We start from the raw sequence: 24,554 nt of genomic DNA on the forward strand, positions 1-24,554 counted from the left end.
CTAGGTTGTCCCGCATGAGCACCCACATCGGCGCCGAGCCCGGCCAGATCGCCCCGACCGTCCTGCTTCCCGGCGACCCGCTGCGCGCGCGCTGGATCGCTCGGACCTTCCTCGACGACGCGGAGTGCCACAGCGAGGTGCGCGGGATGCTCGGCTACACCGGCACCTGGCGCGGGCAGCCGGTCTCGGTGCAGGGCTCGGGGATGGGCCAGCCCTCGATGTCGATCTACGTCAACGAGCTCCTCGACGACTACGACGTGCAGACCGTGGTGCGGGTCGGCTCGTGCGGCGCGCTCACCGAGCGGGTGGCGATCCGCGACCTCGTGATCGCCTCCGGCGCCTGCACCGACTCCTCGATGAACCGGCTGCGCTTCGGCGGCCTCGACTACGCCCCGGTGGCCGACTTCGGCCTGCTGCGGGCGGCGTACGACGCGGCGGCCGCGCGTGAGGACGTCACCGCCCACGTCGGGCTGATCCTCTCGGGCGACACGTTTTACAACCCCCGTCCCGAGCTGACCGCCCCGCTGGTCGAGCACGGTGTCCTCGCCGTCGAGATGGAGGCCAGCGCGCTCTACACCCTCGCCGCCGCGAAGGGCCGCCGGGCGCTGGCGATCTGCACCGTCAGCGACCACGTCGTCACCGGCGAGGAGACCACCTCCCAGGAGCGCGAGGAGACCTTCGGCGCGATGGTCGAGGTGGCGCTGGAGGCGGCGCTGGGCGCCTAGCCGGGACGCACCAGCGCCTCGAGCGCCGCCCGGTCGGGCAGGTCGGTCGGGCGCACCGTCTCGCCCGACCGCACGTAGTGGAACGCGGCGTCGACGTCGTCCGGGGGGACGCCGACCAGGTCGGCCCACGCCAGGCGGTAGAGCGCGAGCTGGAGCGGGTCCTCGTCCTGGTGGCTGCTGGTCTTCCAGTCCACGACCAGCCAGCGGCCGTCGGGCTCGGCGTACACCGCGTCGATGCGGCCCCGCACCACCTGCCCGCCCAGCACGAGCGAGAACGCCGCCTCGACCGCGTGGGGGACGCGGTCGGCGAAGGGTCCGGCCTCGAACCGGCCGACCAGCTCGCGCAGGTCGTCCTCGTCGTCGATGCCGAGGTCGCCGCGGCCCGGGAGGTCGTCGGGGTCGAGCAACGACTGCTGGCCGAAGCGTGCCTCGACCCAGGCGTGGAAGCGGGTGCCGAAGCGGGCCGCGGGCGACGGGCGGCGCGGCATCGGTCGCGCGAGGTCGCGCGCGAACGCCTCGGGGTCCTGGCGCAGCCGCACCACGGCGGTGGCCGACAGGCTGCTGGGGAGCGGCACGTCGACCACGTCGGCGCGGTCGGCCCGCGCCTCGGTGAGCAGCCGGTCGATCTCGGCGTCCCAGTCGCCCACCCGGGCGGTCTCGACCATGTCGAGGTCGTGGTCCTCCCCGTCGGGGTCGCTGGCGCGCACCAGCTCGGCGGCGGCGAGCCGGAGCGTGGCCTCGCGCCCGAGCCCGCTGAGCGGCCAGGGCGAGGACCGGTCGACGTCGTCGTAGGGGTTGGGAGCGCCCTTCTCCGGCTTGTCGAGCCAGGTCACCTCCTCGCCCCACGCCTCGACCTGCTCGCGCAGCCGCTGCTGGTAGGACGAGGGTCCGTAGGGCGTGGCCCGGGTGCCCCACAGGTGGGAGGTCACCGAGAGCCGGCGCGCCGCCCGGGTGAGGGCGACGTAGCCCAGGCGCAGCTCCTCCTCCGCGTCGTGTGCCCGCGTGGCGGCGCGGTAGGCGTCGAGCGCCGCCTTGTCGTGGCCGTGCAGCTGCGGCTGGTCGGCCGCGTCGCCGCGCAGCGGGGCGGGCAGCACCGCCGGCGAGGAGGTCCACAGCGTGCGCGAGCGGTTGGAGGGGAAGCGCGTCTCGCACACGCCCACCACGAACACCGAGTGCCACTCCAGTCCCTTGGACCGGTGCACGGTCAGCAGCTTGACCGAGTCGGCCTCGGTCGGGGTGGCCACGTCGAGGCCGTTGCCCTGGTCGTCCTCGGCCGTGAGGTAGGCCAGCAGGGCGGGCAGGGTGACGTCGCCGTCGACGGCCTGGAACTCCGCCACCGCCTTGAGGAACAGGTCGAGGTTGTCGCGGCGCGCGGCCGCGGCCGGGCTCACCGCGGAGGCCAGCTCGACGTCGACCCCGGTGGTGTCGACGATGCGGCGCACCACGTCGAGGATCGGCTCGCCGACGGCCGCACGCAGCCCTCGCAGCTCCCCGGCCAGCAGGCCGAAGCGCTCCAGCGCCTCCGGGGAGTACGCCGCGTCGCCGGGGTCGGCGAGCGCGTCGGAGAGCGCGGCCGCCTCGGCGGGGTCGATGCCGTCGGCGATCTCGGTCAGCTCGCGTGCGATCGAGACCGGCCCGTCGGCCCGACCACGCCGTCCGGCGATCTCGGTCGCGCGCTCCCCCAGCAGCCGGAGGTCACGAGGACCCACGGCCCAGCGCGGGCCGGTCAGCAGGGTCAGCAGCGCCGGGTTGGCGGTCACGTCGTGGAGCAGGGTCAGCACCGCGACGACCTCGGCCACCTCGGGCAGCCGCAGCAGGCCCGAGAGCCCGACGATCTCGACGGGCACGCCGCCCGCGGTCAGCGCGTCGAAGACCGCCTCGGCGGTGCTGTTGTCACGGGTCAGGACGCCGATGTCGGACCAGGCGACCCCGCTGCCGGGCGGTCCCCCGGGGTCGTGGGTGGCCTGGACCTCCTCCAGCAGCCACGCCAGCTCGGCGTCGGCCGTCTCGAAGACCTGCGTGGTCACCCGACCCTCGCGCTCGGCGGCGGGGACCAGGGGCGCGACGTCCGGCAGGGCGGCGTACAGCGGCTCGGCGAGGGTGTTGGCGACCTCGAGGATGCGGCGGTCCGAGCGCCGGTTGACGGTCAGCGGCAGCACCGGGACGGACCCGTCGACCGCCGGGAAGGTCGAGCCGAAGCCGAGGATGTTGGACACCGAGGCGCCGCGCCAGCCGTAGATCGCCTGGTTGGGGTCGCCGACCGCGGTGACGGCGTGACCGAGCCCGGTGTCGGGCGTCGGGCCCGAGAACAGCCGGGCCAGCATCTGTGCCTGGGCCACCGAGGTGTCCTGGTACTCGTCGAGCATCACGACCCGGAAGCGGGACCGCTCCAGCGCCCCGACCTCGGGCTGCTCCTGCGCCAGTCGGGCGCCCAGGGCGATCTGGTCGGCGAAGTCCATCAGCCCCAGGTCGGCCTTGAGGCGGCGGTAGGACCGCACCAGCCCCATCAGGTCGGCCCGGCGGTCGATGGCCGAGACCGCCTTGGCGAGCGGCTCCAGATAGGTCTTGCGGTTCTTGCCGGCCGCCTCCTCCTCGTGCGCGCGCAGGAACCCCGCCCGGGCCTCGGCGTCGAGCGCGAGCACCTGGGCCGGGCTGACGAGGTGTTCGGTCATCGCCCCGTCGAGCGCGAGGAGGTTCTGGATCACTGTGGGCGGGTGGTCGGAGAGCACGTGGACGTCACCGGCGTAGCGCTCCACCGCCCGCGCCCCGAGCTGGAACCGCGACGCGTCGGTGATCACCCGGGTGTCGGGCTCGTGCCCGATGCGCAGCCCGTGGTCGGCCAGCAGCGAGGCGGCGTAGGCGTTGTAGGTCACCACGGTGGGCTCGAGCGCGTCCTCCGGGTCCTCGCCCGGCGCGAGCGCGGCAGGGCGTACGTCGGGACCGAGCACGCCGGCGACCACGAGGGCGTCGCGGATCCGCGCCCGCAGCTCGCTGGCCGCCTTGGTGGTGAACGTCAGGCCCAGCACCTCGTCGGGTCGCACCTGGCCGGTGACCACGAGGTAGACCACGCGCGCCGCCATCAGCGTCGTCTTGCCCGACCCGGCCCCGGCGATGACCACGGCCGGGGACAGCGGCGCCGAGATCGCCTGCCACTGCTGCCGGCTGACCTCGTAGTCGCTGCGCATCACCTCGCGCAGGTCGGCCGGGCTGTCGATGCGCCTCACTGCTGGACCACCGAGCCGGCGCTCCGGGCCGGGCACACGGGCACGAAGGAGCAGTCCTGGCAGTGCGGTCCCGGCGTGGCCGGGAAGACCTCGGACCGCAGGTGGCCCGCGGCACGGCCCAGCTCGCCGCGCAGCACGTCGCGCTCGGCCCCGCCCTCGGGCTGCACCGGCTGCTGCTGGACCACCGCGTCGGGGGACTCGTCGAGCCTGCCCAGCTGCACCAGCTCGGCTCCCCCGGCCCGGCCCGGGACCGGCAGCTCGTGGCCGGCGAGGAGGTCGTCGACGGCACCGTGGTCCACGGCGTACTGGTAGAGGCCGAGCTGGCGGTGGCGCTCGACGGCCACCTTGCTCGGCACGGTGCGGCCGGTCTTGAGGTCGACCACGACGACGTGGCCGTCCGCGTCGACCTCGACGCGGTCGGCGTAGCCGGAGATGCGGACGCGCTCGCCGTCGTCGAGCACGACGTCGGTGGCGAAGTGCGTCTCGGTGCCGAGCAGCCGGCGGGGGTTGTGGCGGTGCCACTGCAGGAACCGGCCCAGCGCCGCGCGCACCCGGGCGTGCTCGCGCTGCCGCGACCACGGGGTGCGGAACTCCAGCCGGTCCCACACCGCCTCGACGTGGGCCATCAGCTCGCCGACGGCCTCGGGGTCCGCGGGCAGCTCGCCGGAGGCGACCCGGTCGGCCAGCGCGTGCAGCAGCTGGCCGAGGTTGGCCGACTGGTGCACCCGGTCGGTGCCGCCGGCCTCGCGCTGGAGGAACCACTGGGTCGGGCAGACCGCCATGGCGTCGAGCACGCTCGCCGAGACCGGCACCGGGCGCTCGGGGTCGCGCACCGGCTGCTCGGAGCGGCTGGCCGCGCGGGTACCCCACCAGGTGGCCGGGTCGGCGGTCGGCACCAGCGCGCGGCCGCTGCCGGTGGTCTCCCGGGACAGCCGGGCGAGCCGGGTGGCCGCCGCGGCGCGCAGCGCCGGGCTGGTCGCCGGGTCGGTGACGGTGCGGCGCAGCTCGCCCACCAGCCCGGCCATCGACAGCGGCCGCGGTGGGCGGCCGGTGACGCGGCGGGGCTCGAGCCCGAGCTCCTCGAGGAACCGGCTGGGCTGCTCGCCGTCGTCCTCGGGCGAGGCGACGGCCGTGACCACCAGCCGCTCGCGGGCGCGGGTGCAGGCGACGTAGAAGAGCCGGCGCTCCTCCACGAGCAGCTCGCGGCTGGTCAACGGCGGGACCAGCTCGCCCGCCCCGATCCGGTCGGCCTGCAGCAGCGTGGTGCGGCGGCGCAGGTCGGGCCAGCCCTCGGCCTGGACGTGCGCGACGACCACCAGGCGCCACTCCAGGCCCTTGGAGCGGTGGGCGGTCAGCAGCCGCACCGCCGAGCCGCGCACGCCCTGCTCGGCGAGGGTGTCGGCGGGCAGCTGCTGCGCGACCAGCGTGGCCACGAACGACTCCACGCCGTGGTGGTCGCGCTGCTCCTCGGCCCGCGCGGCGGCGGCGCACAGCGCCACGACCGAGTCGAGGTCGCGGTGGGCGCGGCGCGCCGATGCGCCGCCGGCCTCGACCGCGCGACGCAGCCGCCCGGGCCAGCTGGTGCCCGACCACAGCTCCCACAGCAGCTCCTCGGCCGACGCCCCGGCGACGAGGTGGTCCTGGGCCCCGCGCAGCAGCCGGTGCAGCGCACGGGTCCGCAGCACCTCGGGCCCCTCGGGCAGTCCGTCGAGGAACCCGGGCCGCAGCAGCGCCAGCCGCAGCAGCTCCCGCGACGTGCGCGGACGCGCGACGTCGGCGGGGCCGGGCTCCGGGCCGGGTCGTGGCGCGGGCTCCCCGGCCGGCTCGTGGGCGAGGTCCTCCTCCACCCGGTCCTCCAGCGCGAGCTTCTCCCGGCTGCGCAGCGCCCGCGCCAGGCGGCGTACGTCGCTCGCGTCGAGGCCGCCGAGAGGGCCGGTCAGCAGCGCCTCCACCCGCCCGGCGTCGAGGTGGCCGAGGTGGTCGGGGTCGTCCACGTCGAGGTGCAGCACCGCCCGCAGCGCGTCGAGCAGGGGTCGCACGGAGGGGTCGCGCACCAGCGGCACGTCGTCGCCCGCGACCTCGACGGGCACCCCGGCCGCCCCCAGCGAGCGGCGCAGCCCGGGGATCGAACCGCGGCCCGAGCGGACCAGCACCGCCATCTCGTGCCAGGGCACGCCGCCCTCGAGGTGGGCCCGGCGGAGCAGGTCGGCGAGGTGCTCGCTCTCGGCGCGCTCGGTGTCGAAGGTCATCACCTCGACGCGACCGGCGACGGGCGCCTGCGCCACCGGGTGCAGGAACGCCTCGCGCGCCTGCTCCGGCAGCCCGCCGGGGAGCGGCAGCCGGTGGGCGACCCGCTGGGTCGCCGCCAGCACCCGGGGCCCGAACCGGCGGGTGGTGCCGAGGGCCACGACCTCGGCCGGGCGGCCGTCGGCGCGGGGGAAGGCGTGCGGGAAGTCGAGGATGCCGCGCACGTCGGCGCCGCGGAAGCCGTAGATGGACTGGTGCGGGTCGCCGACCACGGTCAGGTCGCGACCGTCGCCCGCGAGCGCGCGCAGCAGCGCCACCTGGCCGGGGTCGGTGTCCTGGTACTCGTCGACGAAGACGTGCTGGAGCTGCTGACGCAGCTCGGTCTGGTGCACCTGGGCCTCGAGGGTGGCCCGACGGATCAGGTCGGCGTAGTCGGTGGCCCCGAGGTCGTCGAGGATCGTGAGGTACTGCTCGAGGAAGTGGCCCGCCGCGACCAGCTCGGGCAGGTCGTGACGGCGGCCCAGGTCGGCCAGCTCGTCGCCGTCGAGGCCCTTCTCCCGGGCCCGTCCGAGGACCGCGGCCACCTCGTGGGCGAAGCCACGCGTCCCGGCGGCCCGGCGCAGCGACTCGGGCCAGCGCACCGACTCGGGCGTCTCGAGGAGCAGCTCGCGCAGCACGACGTCCTGCTCGGGGGCGCTGAGCAGGCGCAGCGGGCCGGCGTAGAGCTCGGGCGGGGAGTAGCGGCGGATCAGGCCGTAGGCGAAGGAGTGGAAGGTCGAGCACATCGTCGTGGCGGTGGTGCGGCCCAGCCGGGCGGTCACCCGGTCGCGCAGCTGCTCGGCGGCCTTGCGGCTGAAGGTCAGCGCGAGCACCGAGGACGGGTCGGCCCCGCCGCGCTCGACCCGGTCGACGATCGCCTCGACGAGCGTCGTGGTCTTGCCCGTGCCCGGCCCGGCGAGCACGAGCAGCGGCCCCCCGGCGTGGTCGACGACCGAGCGCTGGGCGGCGTCGAGCGGCGGCGGTGCGGTCGCAGCGGTGGCCGGGAGGGCGAGGCGGTAGCGCGGGGAGCGCGGAGTGCGGGCCTCGGGTCTCACCGGGACACCCAAACACCCGCCACCGACAACGGACCGCTCAGGGGCTGCTCACGGGCCGGGGGTCCCGTCGTCGGGGTCCCAGAAGGCCCGCGGCATGTCCACGCGCCCGCTGGGGCGCAGCGCCGTCCCCTCCTCGAGGTACGCCGCCCGCGCCTCGTCGTCGTGCGAGGGCGGCAGCGAGCCGTCGGCCCGGACGACGCGCCACCAGGGCACCCCTCCGCCCTGCTGCGACATCACCCGGCCGACCGAGCGGGGACCGCGCCGGCGGGGGTCGGCGACGTGCTCGGCGATCGCGCCGTACGTCGTGACGCGTCCACGGGGGACGCGCTCGACCACCGACAGCACGCGCTCGACGTAGTCCTCGGGGTCCACCCGCAGATCCTGCCCCAGGGGTCAGAGCACCGGGTCGAAGGGCTCGGTGCCGTTCACCAGCGTCAGGCCGGCGATCCCCGAGTTCTGCTGCGCGAAGGCCAGCTCCCGCGACAGGTCGCCGATGTTGTTGGAGGCGGGCAGCGGCGCGAGGCCGAGGGTGGACAGCGTGCCCACCGCCTGGCCGTCCTGCGAGAGGAACGCCGAGCCGGAGTCGCCGGGCACGCCCGGGGTCACGGTGTAGAGCGGGTGGCTCCAGCCGCCGTCCGCCGCGTCGTCGCCGAGGCTGACGCCGGTCTTGGGCGAGAGCGGCTCGAGGCCGGCGCGCAGGCTGGAGTTGCCGTAGCTGAAGACGCGGTCGCCGGCGGTGGTGCCGTCGGTGTCGATGCCGGCGGGGCCACCCCAGAACGGGATCGAGGGGTTGACCTCGGCGACGTCGTCGGCGTCGACCTTGACGAGCGCGAAGTCGTTGTAGGCGCAGGTGTCGGCATCGGTGGTGCCGATGCGGTCCATGGTGTCCCAGGAGCTGTAGGCCAGGGTGCCCTCGCCCAGGGTGGTGCCCTCGGAGGCGAGGTTGCCGCCCTCGGCGAACCGGACCCGGGTGCCGAGCGGCAGCGAGTCGGCGACGCACCCGTCGGTGTCGGTCGCGGCGCCGGTGCCGGCGCAGTGCGCGGCGTACCCCACGTAGACCGCGCCGGCGCCGTCGGTGAAGACGAAGTTGGCGGTGCACTGGGCGCCGTCGGTGTACATCTGCGTGCCGGGCGTGATGGTCGCGGTGTCGGCCGGGGCCCACTGCGGGGCGGCCTCGGCGGTGGCGGAGGTGGCGCTCAGGCCGGCGGCGGCGAGCACCGTCGCGGAGGCGGTGGCGAGCAGGGTGCGGGACAGGCGCATCGCAGGGGACCTTCCGGGGTCGCGGACGTGAGGTACAGGTCACAACGCGGGTGAGCGCCCGGAGTTACGGGCGCTACGCCCCGGGGTTGCGCAGGGAGCTGCTCGCGGGGTCGCGCACGACGACGGCCCGCCCCCGGTGGGGACGGGCCGTCGGACGTGCGTCGGTCAGCGCAGCGGGTGCGTCAGTACGACGGCTGCGAGGGGTCGATCTGGTTGACCCACGCGACCACGCCGCCGCCCACGTGGACGGCGTCGTCGTAGCCCGCGCCCTTGAGCACGGCCAGCGCCTCGGCCGAGCGGACGCCCGACTTGCAGTGCAGCACGACGGGCTTGTCCTGACCGAGCTGGTCGAAGACGTTGCCGTTGAGGAACTCGCCCTTGGGGATCAGCACCGAGCCGGGGATCCGGTTGATCTCGTACTCGTTCTGCTCGCGCACGTCGACGAGGGTGAAGTCGCGGCTGCCCTCCTCGCGCTCCTTGAGCATGTGCTCGAGCGTGGTGACCGAGATCGTCGAGCCGGCGGCGGCGTCGGCGGCCTCGTCGGAGACCGCGCCGCAGAACGACTCGTAGTCGATCAGCTCGGTGACGTCGGCGTTCGGCCCGCACAGGCGGCAGTTGGGGTCCTTGCGGACCTTCAGGGTGCGCCACTCCAGCTCGAGGGCGTCGTAGATGACCAGCTTGCCGACGGCCGGGTCGCCGATGCCGGCGAGCAGCTTGATGGCCTCGTTGACCTGGATCGAGCCGATGCTCGCGCACAGCACGCCCAGCACGCCGCCCTCGGCGCAGCTCGGGACCATGCCCGGCGGCGGGGGCTCGGGGTAGAGGCAGCGGTAGCAGGGGGCGTCCGCACCCTCGAGCGTCGGCCAGAAGACGCTGGCCTGGCCGTCGAAGCGGTAGATCGAGCCCCAGACGTAGGGCTTGTTCAGGAAGTACGCCGCGTCGTTGACCATGTAGCGGGTCGCGAAGTTGTCCGTGCCGTCGACGATCAGGTCGTACTGGGCGAAGATCTCCAGCACGTTGTCGTTGTCGAGCCGCTCGTCGTGGACGACCACCTCGACCAGCGGGTTGGTCTCCGCGATCGACTCCTTCGCCGAGACCGCCTTGGACTTCCCGATGTCGGACTGGCCGTGGATGATCTGGCGCTGCAGGTTGGACTCGTCGACCTCGTCGAACTCCGCGATGCCGAGCGTGCCGACGCCGGCCGCGGCGAGGTAGAGCAGGGCGGGGCTGCCGAGACCGCCGGCGCCGATGACCAGCACCTTGGCGTTCTTCAGACGCTTCTGCCCGGTCATGCCGACGTCGGGGATGATGAGGTGGCGGCTGTAGCGGCGTACCTCGTCGATGGTCAGCTCGGTGGCCGGCTCGACCAGCGCGGGAAGGGACACGACGACTTCTCCTCGGGTTTGCGGGGTTGCTGCGATGCACAACACGGCGCCGTGCGTGGCTGTTCCCGCCGGCGCCGCGGCTCCATGCTCCCCCGCGGGCCACACCGCTCCGGCCGTGCCCGCCATCCGGACGCCCCCCGCGGCTGCTGCCCGGCCACGGGCGAGCCTGCTTGTAGGCTTCGCCGGGTGAGCAGGATCGACGAGACTCGGCGCGACCCGCGGGAGGGCACCCTCCCGGGCGCCACACCCACCGGACGCGGGGTGCGCCTGCCGCGCCGCGCACGACGGGCGCAGCTGCTCACCGCCGCCCGCGAGGTGTTCGTCGCCCAGGGCTACCACGCCGCCGCGATGGACGACATCGCCGAGCGGGCGGGCGTCTCCAAGCCGGTGCTCTACCAGCACTTCCCCGGCAAGCTCGACCTCTACCTCGCGCTGCTCGACGAGTCGTGCGACGCGATGATCGACGCCGCGCGCGCCGCGCTGGAGTCGACCGACGACAACAAGCAGCGCGTGACCGCGACGATGCACGCCTTCTACCAGTACGTCGCGGGCGCCGAGGGCGCCTTCCGGCTGGTCTTCGAGTCCGACCTGACCAACGAGCCCGCCGTCCGGGCGCGGGTCGACCGCGTCACCACCGAGTGCGCCAAGCTGATCGCCCACGTGATCCGCGACGACACCGGCCTGCCCGCCGAGCAGTCGCAGCTGCTCGCGGTGTCGCTGGTCGGAATGGGCCAGGTCAGCGCGCGGTTCTGGCTCCAGGAGACCGGCACCATCCCCCAGGGTGACGCCGCGTCCCTGGTCGCCGGCCTCGCCTGGCGCGGCATCGGCGGCTACCCCCGCACCGACGAGCGCTGAGGCGGCGCCGGCCCGCCGGCCGGTCCCGTCGCGCTCGGCTCCACCCACCCCGGCACCGCCCGAACTACACGAGGAGGCCCTCCGCATGGAGGTCAAGATCGGCGTCCAGAACGTCGCCCGCGAGATCACGATCGACACCACGCTCGACGCCGACGCCGTCGAGGCGGCGGTCGCCGCGGCCATGGCCGACGGCGGTGTGCTGGCCCTGACCGACGCCAAGGGCCGGCGTGTGGTGGTCCCCGGCAGCACCCTCGCCTACGTCGACATCTCCACGAGCGTCACCGGGACGGTCGGCTTCCGCTCCTGACGTCCCCGGCGGACCCGACGCCCCCGTCACCGGCGGGGGCGTCGTACGCCGCCCGGGCCTGCTCGATCACGCCGATGTGCTCGACGGCCCACGCCTCCAGCACGGCCAGCGGCCCGCTGAGCGACCGGCCGAGGTCCGTCAGCTCGTAGTCGACCCGCACCGGCACCGTCGCGTGCACCGTGCGGACGAGCATCCCGTCGCGCTCGAGGTGCCGCAGCGTCTGCGTGAGCATCTTCTGGCTCACCCCCTCGATCGCACGGGCGATCTCGCCGTACCTCCGCGGCCCGGTCGCGAGCACCCCGAGCACGAGCACCGTCCACTTGTCGCCGATCCGGTCCAGCAGCTGGCGGCTGGGGCAGGCCCCGGAGTAGGGGTCGGGTGCGTGGGTCGCGGTCATGGCTCTCCTCGGGGTGGCTACAGCACTTCAAGGTGCCTGCTCTCCAACGGGAAGTGACCCGGGGCTGTTCCCGTTGCGCTCCTGCCGGGCCGCACCCGCGGCCCCACCACCGGGAGGAACCCCATGTCCATCGTCGTCACCGGCGCCTCCGGCCACCTCGGCCGGCTGGTCGTCGAGTCCCTGCTCGCCCGCGGCACCGACCCGGCCCGCATCGTGGCCACGGCCCGCCGCCCCGAGGTCCTCGACGACCTCGCCGCGCGCGGGGTCGAGGTACGCCGCGCCGACTACGACGACCGCGCCTCGCTCGAGAAGGCCTTGGCCGGCGCCGAGCGGGTGCTGCTGGTCTCCGGGACCGCGTTCGGCCGGCGCGTCGCCCAGCACACGGCCGTGATCGAGGCCGCCGTGGCCGCCGGGGCCTCGCTGGTCGCCTACACCTCGGCGCCGCGCGCGAGCACCACCTCGCTGCTGCTCGCCGCCGAGCACGCCGCCACGGAGGAGGTGCTCCTCGCCGCCGACGTCGACCACGTGCTGCTCCGCAACGCGTGGTACGTCGAGAACTACACCGACCAGCTCCCGACGTACGCCGAGCACGGGCTGGTCGGCGCCACGGGCGAGGGGCGCGTCAGCCTCGCCCTGCGCCGGGAGTACGCCGAGGCGGCCGCGGCCGTGCTGGTCGGCGACGGCCACGCCGGCCGGACCTACGAGCTCGGCGGACCCGCCGTCACCCTGGGCGAGCTCGCCGCCCAGATCGGTGGGGCGAGCGGCCGGGAGATCGGCCACACCGACCTCGACGTCGCGGCCCTCCAGCAGGTGCTCGAGGGCGCCGGGGTGCCCGGACCCGCCGCGGAGGTCTTCGCCGACGTCGACCGCGGCATCGCCGAGGGCGAGCTGCTGGTGCCGACCCACGACCTGGCCCGGCTGCTCGGCCGGGAGCCGCTGGCGGTGGCCGATGCCGTGCGCGAGGCGCTGCGGGCCTGACCCGGCTCGGACGCAGCACGGCCCCCGTCATGGTGGACGGGGGCCGTGGTGCAGCGGGGCGGCTCAGACGAGGGCGTCCTCGACGGCGCGGCCCTGCTCGGGCTCCGGCTCGGTCTTGCGGATCGTGGTCCGCAGCTCGGTGACCGGCATCAGCGACACCGCGACCAGGGTCACCAGGGCGACGAGCCCGGCGATCAGGAAGATCTCGGCGGTCGAGTCGGCGTACGCCGCCCGGATGGTCTCCACGACCGGGGCCGGGAGCCCGCTCAGGTCCAGCGTGCTGCCGGTGCTGCCGGCTCCCCCGCTGGTGCCCAGCGCCGAGGCGATCCGGTCGCTGACGCTGCTGGCCAGGACCGCACCGAGCGCCGCGACCCCGATGGTGCCGCCGAGCGAGCGGAAGAACGTGACCACGCCCGACGCCGCCCCGACGTCGGTGACGTCGACGGTGTTCTGCACCACCAGCACGAGGTTCTGCATCAGGGCGCCGGTGCCGAGGCCCATCACGACCATGTAGGCCGAGAGGTGCCACAGCGGGCTGGTGTGGGAGACGGTGCCCATGAGCAGCAGGCCGCCGGAGAGCAGCACGCCACCGAGGACCATGACGCCCTTCCACCGGCCGGTGCGGGTGATGTACTGCCCCGACCCGGTGGCGCCGACGAGGTTGCCGACGATGAGCGGCAGCATCAGCAGGCCGGCCTCGGTCGGGGTGTGACCGCGGGCGACCTGGAAGTACTGGCTCAGGAACACCGAGGCACCGAACTGCGCGACGCCGACCGCGAGGCTGCCGGCGATCGAGAGCATCGTCATCTTGTCGACGATGATGCGCGGCGGCACCAGGGCGTCGGGGTGGCGCCGCTCGACGACGACGGCGGCGGCGAGGGCGAGCAGCGTGCCCACCCAGAAGTACGCCGTCTCGCGCGACCACCAGGCGAAGCTGGTGCCGGCGAAGGAGACCCAGACCAGCGGCAGCGCGGCCGCCGCGGTGATGGACAGGGCGCCGAGGACGTCGATGCGGACCTCGCGGCGGATGGTCTCGACGTGCAGGAACTTCTGCAGCATCGCCAGGCCGGCGACGGCGAACGGCACGGCCACCCAGAAGCACCAGCGCCAGCCGAGGCTGTCCACGATGACGCCACCCAGGAGCGGGCCGGAGACGGTGGCGACGGCCATCACGCCGGCCATGTAGCCGCTGTAGCGACCGCGCTGCCGCGGCGGGATGATCGAGGCGATGATCGACTGCGTGAGCGCGATCAGGCCACCCATGCCGAGGCCCTGCAGGGCGCGGGCGGCGAGCAGCTGCGGCACGTCCTGGACGGCGCCGGCGGCGAGCGAGCCGAGGACGAAGATGCCGATGGCCAGCTGCACCAGCAGCTTCTTGTTGTAGAGGTCGGAGAACTTCGACCAGATCGGGCTGGTCACGGTCATCGCCAGCAGCGAGGCGGTGACGACCCAGGTGTACTGCGTCTGGGTGCCGTCGAGATCGGCGATGATCGTCGGCAGCGCCGTCGAGACGATCGTGGTCGACAGGATCGCCACGAACAGGGCGGAGAGCAGGCCGACGAGGACCTCGACGATCTCCTTGTGCGTGGGCTCGGCGGTGGACGGGGCGGTCGACGAGGTGGTGCGCGCGACGGCGGACGGGGCCGCGGTGTCGGTCATGGACGTTCCTTCACAGCTGCGTGGGTGGTGGTGGGGAGCGGACGGGAGAAGGGCTCGTGGAGGCGTCGGCCCAGGTCCTCGACCACCGCGGTGGCCTGGACGACCTGCTCCACGTCCCAGTGGTCGAGGCGGTCGCCGAGCGCGGCACACATGGTGCGGCGGGCCTCGCGGAGGCGCTCGTGACCGGCCGGGGTGAGCGAGATCAGCTCGGCGCGACGGTCGGCGGGGTCGGTCCCCCGCGCGACGAGGCCGAGGCGGTGCAGGCCGGCCAGCTGGCGGCTGACGACGGAGGGGTCGACGCCGAGCTTGGCGGCGATGTGACCGGGGCGGATGGCCTCGTGGACGCCGACCACACCGAGGGTGACGAGGTCACCGCGGGACAGGTCGTCGGACAGCGTGGCCCAGTCCGAGCCCCGCGCCCTCACCGAGCGGCTGAACTCCAGCAGCGCGTCGAAGAGCCCGGAGACCGCCTCGGTACGCCGCGGCTCGAGGCCGGCGGCAGGAGAGGTCGTTGACATAGGTCAACTATAGGCTTACTTGGTTGTCGCAAGCAACTTGTTTAGGAGTGAGTCCGTCCACTCCGCCGGGGAGCCTGGTGCCGCACCGGGGCCGCTTCCCCGGCGCAGCATCGGTTTCCCGAGGTCGCTCGGGAAACTGTCACCGGCGACGACACCACCGCCCCACGGACAGGAAGGGCCTAGGAGGCCAGGCCGAGCTCCGCCATCCGCTTGGCGTGGTTCTCGGTGAGGCGGCCGAACATGCGGGCCAGGGCGGCGAGGTCCATGCCGGGGCGGTCGACGCCGCCGGCCAGCAGGGCGGCCAGCGAGTCGCGCTCGGCGGCGACACGCTGGGCCTGCGAGAGGGCCTCCCCCATCAGGCGGCGGCCCCACAGCGCCAGCCGGCCGCCGACGCGGTGGTCGGCGGCGATCGCACGGCGGACGCGGTCGACGACGAAGTCGGCCTGCCCGGCGTGTGCGAGGGAGTCGATGACCAGCTGGCGGGTGCCGGCGTCGAGGAACATGGCGATCTCGACGTAGAAGTCGGCGGCCAGCCCGTCGCCGACGTAGGCCTTGACGAGGCCCTCGAGCCAGTCGTTGGGCGCCGTGGCGGTGTGGAAGACGTCGAAGGCCTGCACGAACGGCGCGACGGCCTCGAGCGGGTCGGCACCGAGAGCGGTGAGGCGGTCCATCAGCGCCGGCACGTGGCCGAACTGGACGGTGGCCATGGTGGCGAGCGCGACCCTGTCCTCGAGGTCCGGCGCGAGCTTGGCGTCGTCGGCCAGCCGCTCGAAGGCGGAGATCTCGCCGTAGGTGATGACGCCCAGCAGGTCGACCACCGCGGCCCGGTAGGCCGGGTCGTCGAAGGCCACCTGGTCGGTGTCGTACGCCGTCGCTGCCGACGGCGCGGAGGTGTCCTCGGGCGACGGTTCGGTCATGGGCGCACCCTACCGATAGGCTGGGCCGTGGGCCGCAGGCTCGATGCCCTCGCACCGCCTCGACGGCGGCGTCGCAGGAGTGCCTCTCAGCACCCCCGCGACGATGCCCTGCGAGCGGCTCGCCCTGGTCGTGACACGACCCCCAGACCATCGACCCGCAGCGTCGGGTCACGCACAGAACAGGCCAAGATCCTGACCACCTTCCGAGAGCTCGGGGTGCTCCCCGAGATTGCCGAGGCGCTCGAGAGCGTCAACATCACCGCACCCTTCCCGATCCAGGAGATGACCCTCTCGGTCGCCCTGATGGGCACCGACCTGATCGGCCAGGCCCGCACGGGCACCGGCAAGACCCTCGCGTTCGGCATCCCCGTGGTGCAGCGCGCCATCGCCCAGCACGACCCCGACTACGCCGACCTCGCCGCCCCCGGCAAGCCCCAGGCCCTGGTCGTGGCCCCCACCCGTGAGCTCGCGCTCCAGGTCAGCAAGGACCTCAAGCTCGCCGGCTCGGTGCGCGGCATCCGTGTCCTCACCGTCTACGGCGGCGTCCCCTACGAGGGCCAGCTCGACGCGCTCGAGTCCGGCGTCGACGTCGTCGTCGGCACGCCCGGCCGCCTCATCGACCTGATGAACCGCCGCGCGCTCGACATCTCCCACGTGAAGTCGCTCGTCCTCGACGAGGCCGACGAGATGCTCGACCTGGGCTTCCTGCCCGACGTGGAGCGGCTGCTCAAGCAGACCCCCGAGACCCGGCAGACGATGCTGTTCTCGGCCACCATGCCCGCCGCCATCGTGGCCCTGGCCCGCACCCACATGCGCCACCCGATGAACATCCGCGCCGAGTCGGGCGAGGACAACCAGATGGTGCCGGCCACGGCCCAGTTCATCTACCAGGCCCACGACCTCGACAAGCCGGAGATGCTCGGCCGCCTGCTGCAGGCCGAGGGCGCCGACCTGATGATCGTGTTCACCCGCACCAAGCGCCAGGCGCAGCGGATCTCCGACGACCTCGAGATGCGCGGCTTCGTGAGCGCGCCGCTCCACGGCGACATGGCCCAGGCCGCCCGCGAGAAGGCGATGACCAAGTTCCGCGAGGGCAAGCTCCAGGTGCTCGTGGCCACCGACGTGGCCGCCCGCGGCATCGACGTCACCGGCGTCACGCACGTCGTGAACTACACCTGTCCCGAGGACGAGAAGACCTACGTCCACCGGATCGGCCGCACCGGCCGCGCCGGCGCCACCGGCATCGCGATCACCTTCGTCGACTGGGCCGACCTGCACCGCTGGAAGATGATCAACAAGGCGCTCGACCTGCCCTTCGACGAGCTGGTCGAGACCTACTCCAGCTCGGAGAACTTCCTGCACGACCAGGGCATCCCGAAGGGGATCAAGGGCCGGGTCATCCCCGAGGGCCAGGTCGTCATCGCCCGTGAGCCGCGCACCGACGGCCGCGGCGGCAGCGGTGGTCGTGGCGGCCGCGACGGTGGTCGTGGACGCGACGGCGGCAGCCGTGACGGCGGTCGTGACCGGGGTCGCGGCGGTCGCAGCGAGGGTGGCCGCAAGGAGGGCGCCGCTCCCGACGCCCCCGCCGCCTCGGGCCCCTCCGGCGAGGGCGGCGACGGCGCGAGCCGCCCGCCCCGCAAGCGCAACCGCAGCCGGCAGCGCACCCGCGGCGGGTCCCCCGCCGCCAGCACCGACAGCTGAGCGTCGCGCGGGACGTCATGCGGATCGTGGCCTGGAGCCACCGGTCCGGATGACGTCCCGTGGTCGCGTCCGGGGCCGGTTCAGGCCGTGACGACGACCGTGCGACCCACGGGCGCGAAGTCCCACAGGGCACGCGCGTCGGGACGCCACTGCCGGATGCAGCCGTGCGAGAGCGGCGTCCCGAGCTGGCCGCGGGTCTGCACCGGCTCCCCGTCGCTCACCGGGATGCTGTGGAAGCCGATGGCGGCGTTGGCGCCGCGGGTGAAGCGCACGAAGTACTCCATCGTCCCGGAGTCGCCGATGCCGGTGGCGTGCCGCGAGCGGGAGTAGACCTCGAACGTGCCCGGCTGCAGGTTGTCGTAGACGCTGCCCGAGGCCAGGTGGGTACGCCGCACCACGTCACCGCGCTCCCCCGCCTCGACCAGCCACACCCGCTGCTCGCCGATCGAGAACACCACCCGGGTGCCCCTGCCGCTGTCGTCCGGGAGCGCCGGGGCGGTGGCCTGCACCGTCCGCGGACCGCGGCGGCCGTCGGGCAGCACCGTCTGGGAGGCCAGCGACGCGGACACCGCGCCCGAGCCGGCGCTCGCGGGTCCGGCGGGAAGCACGCCCACCCCGCCGAGCAGCGAGACCAGGGTGGTCAGCACGGCGAGCGCGACGACGGCCGGCCGCGACCAGGTCACGTCGGCGGGGCGGACCACCGGATCAGACCTTGGCCCGCAGCGCGGTGGCGACGTCGCGGTAGGCCTGGGCGCCCTTGCCGGTCCTCGCCGTCTTGAGGATGGAGCGGCCCGCCGCCGGCGCCTCGGCGAAGCGGATCGACTTGGGGATCGGCGGCTCGACGACGGCGAGGTCGTAGGTCTCGGAGATGGTCTCGAGCACGGTGCGGGCATGGTTGGTGCGGCCGTCGTACAGCGTCGGGAGCACGCCCCACACCTCGAGCTCGCGGTTGGTGAAGCGGCGTACGTCGTGGACCGTGTCGAGCAGCTGCCCGACACCGCGGTGGGACAGCGTCTCGCACTGCAGCGGGATCAGCACCCCGGTCGCGGCGGTCAGGGCGGCGACGGTGAGCACGCCGAGCGAGGGCGGGCAGTCGAGGATGACCCAGTCGTAGCCCTCGGTGTCCTCGACGGCGGTGCGGATGACGTACTCGCGGCCGGTCCGGGTGAGCAGGTCGGCCTCGGCGCGCGCCAGCTCGATGGTGGCGGGCAGCAGGTCGACACCGTCCTCGGTGGCGATGATGACCTCGGCCGGGTCGAGGCCCTTGGTCAGCACGTGGTGGACCGAGACCTCGAGGTCCTCGGGGTCGATGCCGAGGCTGAAGGTCAGGCAGGCCTGGGGGTCGAGGTCGACGAGGAGGACGCGTTGTCCCTGCTCGGCCAGGGCGGCGCCGAGCGAGGCGACGGTGGTGGTCTTGGCGACCCCACCCTTCTGGTTGGCCACGGCCAGGACATGAGTGCTCATCACTGCGCATTGTGCCCCACCGGCGGCGGTTCCCCGCCCGACGTCCCACGCCCGCGCGCCATCTGCCGCGGCGTCTCACCAGGTGGGTCGGGGCCCGCCGAACGGCATCTCGAGGGCCTCGGGCCCGAACCCGGTCACGTCGGCCAGCAGCCAGTCGTCGCTCAGCAGCAGCGCCGCCGAGGCCGGCCGCATCACGAGCCACAGCCAGCGACCGTCGGCCTCCCCCGCGAAGGTCGCCCGGGCCAGCAGCTCGTCGTCCTCGCCGTTGCCCTCGACCAGCCACAGCGGCACCGGCCGGCCGCCGGCGCGGACCTTGATCGCGGGCGGACCGTTGCTGACCTGCGGGCCCGGGTCGTCGTACGTCGTGCCGCTGCACCGGGCTCCCAGCCCGACCCCGGGGTCCTCGGAGACGACCGTGACCTCCACCGCGCCGTCGAGGTCGCTGGTGCCGACGATCGTGGTGACCGTGGCCCGCACCCGCGACCCCTGGCCGACGCAGCCGAAGTCGGCGATGGTCCACCCGGGGCTCATCGGCCACGGCAGGTAGGTGGGGGCGTCGTCGATGCGGCTCACCAGCTCGGCGAAGGCGTCGTACCCCGCGACGTCGGGACGCCACAGCGGGTCGGTCGGGCCGTGGGTCAGGCACGCGAACGAGCTGCCCTCGCCCGACACGGGCGAGGTGCACCGGGGACACGAGGCCGCGAGCGACACGTGCCGCAGCCTAGGGCTCAGGCGTTCCAGCGCGCCACGGCCGGAGACTCGCGTTCCCAGCCGAGGGTGGACAGCGTGGCGGTGCCGAGCACGAAGTGGCGCCCGTCGACGGCCTCCAGACCGAGCCAGCGGGCGGCCAGCACGCGCGAGGCGTGGCCGTGGCTGAACACGATCGCGCGGCCGCCGTGCTCGCGGACGCGCTCCACGACCCGGTCGAGGCGCGTCGCCACCCCGGCGGCGTCCTCGCCCCCGGGGCAGGGGTGCGACCAGACCGTCCAGTCCGGCACCGTCTCGCGGATGTGGGGCGTGGTGAGGCCCTCGTAGTCGCCGTAGTCCCACTCGGCGAGGTCCTCGGTGGTCTCCACGTCGGCGAAGCCGGCGAGACCGGCCGTGCGCACGGCGCGGAGCCGCGGGCTGCTCAGCACCAGGTCGAACCCCTCGGTGCCCACCGCGTCCTCGAGACGGCCGGCCAGCCCGCGCGCGATCTCGGCCCCCTCCTCGGTCAGGTCGAGGTCGGTGGTCGAGGTGTGCCGGCCGTCGCGGCTCCACTCGGTCTCACCGTGGCGGACGACCCAGAGCTCGCTGTCGGTGGCGGCCACGGCTCAGCCCGCCTCCGGCCCGGGCCAGTTCTTGTCCGGCTGCGGGACCGGCCGGCCGGGCTGCTCGCCACCGCGCTCGGTCAGGTAGCTGTCCTTGGGCACCATCACCTTGCGCCGGAACAGGCACACGACCTTGCCGTCCTGGTTGTAGCCCACGGTCTCGACGTGCACGACGCCCCGGTCGTCCTTGCTCGTGGACTCCCACTTGTCGAGCACGCGGGTCTCGCCGTACAGGGTGTCGCCGTGGAAGGTCGGCGCGACGTGGCGCAGCGACTCGATCTCGAGGTTGGCGATCGCCTTGCCGGAGACGTCCGGGACGCTCATGCCGAGCAGGATCGAGTAGACGTAGTTGCCCACCACGACGTTCTTGCCGAACTGCGTCGTCTCGCCGGCGTAGTTGCTGTCGAGGTGTAGCGGGTGGTGGTTCATCGTCAGCAGGCAGAACATGTGGTCGTCGAACTCGGTGACGGTCTTGCCGGGCCAGTGCTTGTACGTCGCCCCGACCTCGAACTCCTCGTAGCTGCGACCGAACTGCATGCGGGCTCTCCTCGTGGACGGCGGTGACGACCGCCTCATCCTGTCGGACCCGGCCCGGCACCGGGAGGGGGCGTGGGATTCCTCACGCCGGGGCGGGTCGGCGCCTACGATCCCGATGTGTCCCCCGCCTCGCGTCCCGCTGCAGGGTCGGTCGTGCTGGGACTGCTCGCGGCGACGCTCGTGGCGACGGGCTGCGCCCGCGAGGACCGGGCGGCGGCGGACCCGACGCGAGGTCCGCGGGACGCCGAACCGCGCAGCCGCTCCGTCGACGTCCAGGGATCGCCGAGCGAGGTCGCGGCTGTGGCCGGAGGCGTCTGGGTGACACAGCCCGAGCGACGCTCGCTGTGGCGCGAGGGCGCCGCCTCCGTCCCGGTCCCCGGCGAGCCGCTGGACCTGGTCGAGACCCCGTTCGGCGTGTGGGTGGCGCTCGGCGACGGGGTCGGCGGATCGCTGGTCCGGGTCGACGCGTCCACCGGTGAGATCCGGCAACGGGTGTCCCTCACCTCGGACGACACCGCGCCCACCCGGCTCTCCTACGACGGTCAGCGCCTGTGGGTCCTCGATGCCGCGCGCGCGAGCGTGGTGGTCGTCGACCCGGCCACCGGCCGCGTCGATCGCCGGATCATGGTGGACGCGCGCACCCAGGAGGTGGCGTCGGGCGGCGCCGGGACCTTCACCACCGGGCAGGCCGAGCTGCCCCTGGCCTACCTGGCCGACGACCGCGAGGGCATCTACCGGGTCGCGAGCGAGGTCTGCACCTTGCCGGACGAGCTGGCCGTGAGCATCGACGTGGTGTGGGTCGCGTGCACCGATGCCGGCCGGGTGGTGGCCGTCGACCCGGGTGCCGACAGCCCTGCGGCCATCGCCGACCTCGAGCGGCCCGACGACGTCGTGCTGACCTCACGGGGGACGGTGGTCGCCCTGTCCGAGGGCCCCACCCTGGTGCTGCTCGACCCTGCCGACGGCACCGAGCGAGCCCGGCTCCGGCTCGGCGACGACCCGGCACCCGTGTCCGGTGGCGTCGAGCTGGCGGAGGTCGGCGTCGACGTCGTCGTCCTCCACCCGGGCACCGAGCGGCTCTACCGCGTCCCGCTGACCGACCTGGAGCGCTGAGGCGGGTCCGCGGCGACGACCTCTCGTCGCCCTGGACCGTCACGCGAGGTGGTCGTCGGGAGCACCGGCTCGTACGACGCGTCAGGACGTCATGCGCAGTGGTCGCCGGTGGTCCCGGAACGTATGACGCACCTGGACGTCGTACGAGGTGGTCGTCGCGGGCACCAGGACGTAGGACGCACCGTGGGCGGGTCGGCGACTCCCCGCCGAGCTCAGCTCCCGCCGCCACCCGCCTTGCGGCGGTGCAGCTGCGGGCCGGCACCGCCGACGACCTCGGAGCCGTGGGCCTTCTCCTTGGAGCCGGCGCGGTCGTCGGGGTGGCGGGCGCCGCGCTTGCGGTCGAGCGCCTCACGCATCTTGGCCTTGATCTCGTCCTGGCTGGGTGTGTCCTGGGGCTTCGCGTCGGCCATGGCTGGTCCTCCCGTCGGGCCGGGCCCCGGTGCCCGGCGTGCGTCCCCACCCTCGCACCCCGGCCCCGGGAGGGCGAGGGGATTTCGGCCCGGGCTACGCCCAGGTGGTCGGCAGCCCGTGGGGAACGGCGTGGCCGAGCACGCGCGGCTCGCCGTCACCCGGCCGACCGCTCCACGTCCGCAGCTCGACCGGGAACCCCCCGGGGGTGCCCGCCCCGCGCTCCCCTGCCGGCTCCATCGTGAGGTGCGCCAGCGGAGCCGTGGGGGTCGCCTGCGACCCGAGGCGCTCGACCCGGTCGTCGAGGTGCTGCTGCTCCCCCGCGTCGAGGTACTGCCGCACCACGCTGTGCCACACCACCGTCGTGGTCCCCTCGCGCAGCCGCAGGTCGTCGAGGAACGCTCCCGCCGGCTGCTGCCGGACGTCCGGGGGGTCTGCGGCGGCCGCGACCGCGAGGGCACCCCGCAGCCGCTCCAGCCGGTCGACCTGGTCGGGCCAGACGTACGCCGTGAGCGCCAGCCGTCCCGCCGTGCTCCGCGGGTCGATCGGGCGCGGGTCGCAGCCCGCCCGCTCGACGAACCGCAGCCCCGGCCACGGCCGCAGCCGACGACCGGCCCACCCCCGCTCCAGCCGTACGACGGACGAGGGCCGGCCGTGCACGAGGCCGGACCCGTCGCCGACGGCGTACTGGTCGGCCAGCAGGTTCAGCCCCGCCGAGCAGCCGAGCTCGGCGAGCCGCACCGGCAGCCGGAGGTCGTCCTCGAGGTGCAGCAGCCCGCCGACCAAGGTCGCCGATCGGCCGACCTCGTTGGTCTGCGGCGGCCGGTCGAGCCACTCGCGCACCGCATCGGGCTGCTCGGACAGCAGCGCCAGCACCGCCTCGGGCCCGCCCACCGGGTCCCAGGTGCCGCCCACGCTGGGGTAGAGCACGCCCACGGCGCCGGCCCGCCGCTCCAGCACCAGCCGGTGCACGCTGCCGAGCAGCCGCAGCGCCAGTGCCGAGGCGGCCGGCAGGTCCTCGTGGCCGGCCAGCACCCGTGCCGTCGGACCACCCGCGGCGACGTCGTCGGCGAGCCGGGCCAGCAGGTCGGCGTACATCGGCGACCCGAGGGCGGCGCACGCCTCGCCCTGCCGCCGCAGCGCCTCGTCCGGCCTCACGCGACCCACCCTCGCAGACGCCTCACGGCGCTCTCACCGGGACGTCACCGTCGTCGCGACCCGTGCCCGACGAACCTCGTGTCCCGGCAGCGCGTCAGCCCTTGATCGCGTAGTCCTTGAGCAGGCTGCGGCCGATGATCATCTTCTGGATGTCGGCCGTGCCCTCGCCGATGAGCATGAACGCCGACTCGCGGTAGAGGCGCTCGATCTCGTACTCCTTGGAGTAGCCGTAGCCGCCGTGGATCCGGAACGAGGCCTCGACGACCTCGTTGCAGTACTCCGCGGCGAGGTACTTCGCCATGCCGGCCTCGACGTCGTTGCGCTCGCCCTTGTCCTTGAGGCGGGCGGCCTTGACCATCATCGCGTGGGCGGCCTCGACCTTGGTCGCCATCTCCGCGAGCCGGAACAGGATCGCCTGGTGCTGGGAGATCGGCTTGCCGAAGGTCTCGCGCTGCTGGGAGTAAGAGATGCCGAGCTCGAAGGCCCGGTTGGCGATGCCGCAGGCACGGGCGGCGACGTTGACGCGGCCCACCTCGACCCCGTCCATCATCTGGTAGAAGCCCCGACCGGCCTGACCGCCGAGGACCTGGTCGGCCGAGACCTGGTGGTTCTCGAAGATCGCCTCGGTGGTGTCGACGCCCTTGTAGCCCATCTTGTCGATCTTGCCGGGGATGGTCAGGCCCGGCGCGGTCTCCCCGAAGCCGGGCTCCTTCTCCACCAGGAAGGTCGTCATGTTCTTGTAGACCGAGTCGGCGCCCTCGTCGGTGCGCACCAGCACCGCGATCAGGTTGGACGAGCCGCCGTTGGTCAGCCACATCTTCTGACCGGTGATGGCGTAGCCGCCGTCCGCGTCCTTCACGGCCTTGGTCTTGATCGCCGAGACGTCGGAGCCCAGCCCGGGCTCGGACATCGAGAACGACCCACGGACCTCGCCGGTCGCCATCCGCGGCAGGTACTTCTGCTTCTGCTCGTCCGTGCCGTGGTGCATCAGCATGTACGCCACGATGAAGTGGGTGTTGATCACGCCCGAGACGCTCATCCAGCCGCGCGCGATCTCCTCCACGGCCAGGGCGTAGGTCAGCAGCGACTCCCCGAGGCCGCCGTACTCCTCGGGGATCATCAGCCCGAAGATGCCGAGCTCCTTGAGGCCCTCCACGATCTCCGTGGGGTACTCGTCAGCGTGCTCGAGCTCGGTCGCGACCGGGATGATCTTGTCCTCCACGAACGACCGCACGGCCTTGAGGATCTCGGTCTGGATGTCGGAGAGACCCTCGGTCTCGCAGAGGCGACCCATGTC

Annotated in this window: 23 protein-coding genes; 6 read left to right on the plus strand and 17 right to left on the minus strand. The window is 73.9% G+C overall.

The annotated features are described in order from the left end of the window. The first annotated feature begins 14 nt into the window (after window positions 1-14). Window positions 15-725, plus strand: a complete 711-nt coding sequence (deoD, locus tag EDD33_RS16145; protein WP_123392019.1) for a purine-nucleoside phosphorylase — start codon at window positions 15-17, stop codon at window positions 723-725. On the opposite strand, the gene EDD33_RS16150 is transcribed toward deoD, so the two are convergent. The 5 genes from EDD33_RS16150 to moeZ all read right to left on the minus strand — a co-directional run bounded on the left by EDD33_RS16150 (window position 722) and on the right by moeZ (window position 9,935). Continuing rightward, entirely contained in the window at window positions 722-3,949 is a 3,228-nt protein-coding gene (locus tag EDD33_RS16150) for an ATP-dependent helicase (protein ID WP_246003554.1), read from the minus strand. The genes deoD and EDD33_RS16150 overlap by 4 nt on opposite strands. Next, the gene (locus EDD33_RS16155; RefSeq protein WP_123392021.1) at window positions 3,946-7,290 is read right to left on the minus strand and encodes an ATP-dependent helicase; all 3,345 of its coding nucleotides are present in this window, start codon (window positions 7,288-7,290) and stop codon (window positions 3,946-3,948) included. Before EDD33_RS16155 ends, EDD33_RS16150 begins: the two co-directional genes overlap by 4 nt. Window positions 7,291-7,338: 48 nt before the next feature. Then, on the minus strand, window positions 7,339-7,662 hold the full coding sequence (locus EDD33_RS16160) for an MGMT family protein (RefSeq protein ID WP_342773630.1): 324 nt from the start codon (window positions 7,660-7,662) through the stop codon (window positions 7,339-7,341). Between the two features lie 21 nt (window positions 7,663-7,683). Next, window positions 7,684-8,550: a S1 family peptidase gene (locus EDD33_RS16165; protein WP_246003555.1), complete on the minus strand. Its 867-nt coding sequence runs from the start codon at window positions 8,548-8,550 to the stop codon at window positions 7,684-7,686. A 182-nt stretch (window positions 8,551-8,732) separates the two neighbouring features. Next, window positions 8,733-9,935, minus strand: a complete 1,203-nt coding sequence (moeZ, locus tag EDD33_RS16170; protein WP_056541772.1) for an adenylyltransferase/sulfurtransferase MoeZ — start codon at window positions 9,933-9,935, stop codon at window positions 8,733-8,735. Between the two features lie 186 nt (window positions 9,936-10,121). Between moeZ and EDD33_RS16175 the strand changes: the two genes are divergently transcribed. Together EDD33_RS16175 and EDD33_RS16180 are read left to right on the plus strand one after the other, a co-directional pair. Beyond that, the gene (locus tag EDD33_RS16175) at window positions 10,122-10,790 is read left to right on the plus strand and encodes a TetR/AcrR family transcriptional regulator (protein ID WP_246003556.1); all 669 of its coding nucleotides are present in this window, start codon (window positions 10,122-10,124) and stop codon (window positions 10,788-10,790) included. 85 nt (window positions 10,791-10,875) lie between these two features. Next, entirely contained in the window at window positions 10,876-11,097 is a 222-nt protein-coding gene (locus EDD33_RS16180) for a DUF3107 domain-containing protein (protein ID WP_123392027.1), read from the plus strand. On the opposite strand, the gene EDD33_RS16185 is transcribed toward EDD33_RS16180, so the two are convergent. After that, entirely contained in the window at window positions 11,069-11,494 is a 426-nt protein-coding gene (locus EDD33_RS16185) for a winged helix-turn-helix transcriptional regulator (protein WP_123392029.1), read from the minus strand. The genes EDD33_RS16180 and EDD33_RS16185 overlap by 29 nt on opposite strands. Window positions 11,495-11,617: 123 nt before the next feature. Between EDD33_RS16185 and EDD33_RS16190 the strand changes: the two genes are divergently transcribed. Continuing rightward, entirely contained in the window at window positions 11,618-12,472 is an 855-nt protein-coding gene (locus EDD33_RS16190; RefSeq protein ID WP_123392031.1) for an SDR family oxidoreductase, read from the plus strand. A gap of 63 nt (window positions 12,473-12,535) precedes the next feature. Here the strand turns inward: EDD33_RS16190 and EDD33_RS16195 are convergent, their stop codons facing one another. From EDD33_RS16195 to EDD33_RS16205, 3 genes are all read right to left on the minus strand, one after another. Beyond that, complete coding sequence (locus EDD33_RS16195; protein WP_123392033.1) at window positions 12,536-14,131, minus strand: MDR family MFS transporter; 1,596 nt, start codon at window positions 14,129-14,131, stop codon at window positions 12,536-12,538. Then, a complete protein-coding gene (locus tag EDD33_RS16200) occupies window positions 14,128-14,649 on the minus strand; it encodes a MarR family winged helix-turn-helix transcriptional regulator (protein ID WP_123392035.1) in 522 nt (173 codons plus the stop codon). The genes EDD33_RS16195 and EDD33_RS16200 overlap by 4 nt, the downstream gene beginning before the upstream one ends. Window positions 14,650-14,828: 179 nt before the next feature. Then, the gene (locus EDD33_RS16205; RefSeq protein WP_123392037.1) at window positions 14,829-15,566 is read right to left on the minus strand and encodes a ferritin-like fold-containing protein; all 738 of its coding nucleotides are present in this window, start codon (window positions 15,564-15,566) and stop codon (window positions 14,829-14,831) included. Between the two features lie 216 nt (window positions 15,567-15,782). Between EDD33_RS16205 and EDD33_RS16210 the strand changes: the two genes are divergently transcribed. Then, on the plus strand, window positions 15,783-17,267 hold the full coding sequence (locus EDD33_RS16210; RefSeq protein WP_123392039.1) for a DEAD/DEAH box helicase: 1,485 nt from the start codon (window positions 15,783-15,785) through the stop codon (window positions 17,265-17,267). 80 nt (window positions 17,268-17,347) lie between these two features. Here EDD33_RS16210 and EDD33_RS16215 read toward each other — a convergent pair whose 3' ends face one another. The 5 genes from EDD33_RS16215 to EDD33_RS16235 all read right to left on the minus strand — a co-directional run bounded on the left by EDD33_RS16215 (window position 17,348) and on the right by EDD33_RS16235 (window position 20,578). Continuing rightward, window positions 17,348-17,968, minus strand: a complete 621-nt coding sequence (locus EDD33_RS16215; protein ID WP_123392040.1) for a L,D-transpeptidase — start codon at window positions 17,966-17,968, stop codon at window positions 17,348-17,350. Between the two features lie 4 nt (window positions 17,969-17,972). Further along, complete coding sequence (locus EDD33_RS16220) at window positions 17,973-18,731, minus strand: ParA family protein (protein ID WP_123392041.1); 759 nt, start codon at window positions 18,729-18,731, stop codon at window positions 17,973-17,975. A gap of 75 nt (window positions 18,732-18,806) precedes the next feature. Further along, a complete protein-coding gene (locus tag EDD33_RS16225; RefSeq protein ID WP_123392042.1) occupies window positions 18,807-19,442 on the minus strand; it encodes a DUF6758 family protein in 636 nt (211 codons plus the stop codon). 17 nt (window positions 19,443-19,459) lie between these two features. Further along, window positions 19,460-20,041 (minus strand): histidine phosphatase family protein, encoded by a 582-nt coding sequence (locus tag EDD33_RS16230; RefSeq protein ID WP_123392043.1) that lies wholly within the window; start codon window positions 20,039-20,041, stop codon window positions 19,460-19,462. A 3-nt stretch (window positions 20,042-20,044) separates the two neighbouring features. Then, window positions 20,045-20,578, minus strand: a complete 534-nt coding sequence (locus EDD33_RS16235) for a MaoC family dehydratase (protein ID WP_123392044.1) — start codon at window positions 20,576-20,578, stop codon at window positions 20,045-20,047. A gap of 117 nt (window positions 20,579-20,695) precedes the next feature. Between EDD33_RS16235 and EDD33_RS16240 the strand changes: the two genes are divergently transcribed. Beyond that, the gene (locus EDD33_RS16240; protein ID WP_123392046.1) at window positions 20,696-21,691 is read left to right on the plus strand and encodes an NHL repeat-containing protein; all 996 of its coding nucleotides are present in this window, start codon (window positions 20,696-20,698) and stop codon (window positions 21,689-21,691) included. A 212-nt stretch (window positions 21,692-21,903) separates the two neighbouring features. Here EDD33_RS16240 and EDD33_RS16245 read toward each other — a convergent pair whose 3' ends face one another. The 3 genes from EDD33_RS16245 to EDD33_RS16255 all read right to left on the minus strand — a co-directional run bounded on the left by EDD33_RS16245 (window position 21,904) and on the right by EDD33_RS16255 (window position 24,551). Further along, window positions 21,904-22,101: a DUF5302 family protein gene (locus EDD33_RS16245; RefSeq protein ID WP_123392047.1), complete on the minus strand. Its 198-nt coding sequence runs from the start codon at window positions 22,099-22,101 to the stop codon at window positions 21,904-21,906. Between the two features lie 94 nt (window positions 22,102-22,195). Then, window positions 22,196-23,257 (minus strand): DUF2332 domain-containing protein, encoded by a 1,062-nt coding sequence (locus tag EDD33_RS16250; RefSeq protein ID WP_123393558.1) that lies wholly within the window; start codon window positions 23,255-23,257, stop codon window positions 22,196-22,198. A gap of 94 nt (window positions 23,258-23,351) precedes the next feature. After that, entirely contained in the window at window positions 23,352-24,551 is a 1,200-nt protein-coding gene (locus EDD33_RS16255; RefSeq protein WP_123392048.1) for an acyl-CoA dehydrogenase family protein, read from the minus strand. Window positions 24,552-24,554 lie beyond the last annotated feature (3 nt).

The organism is Nocardioides aurantiacus, assembly GCF_003752505.1.
In the GTDB taxonomy this organism is placed as follows: domain Bacteria; phylum Actinomycetota; class Actinomycetes; order Propionibacteriales; family Nocardioidaceae; genus Marmoricola; species Marmoricola aurantiacus.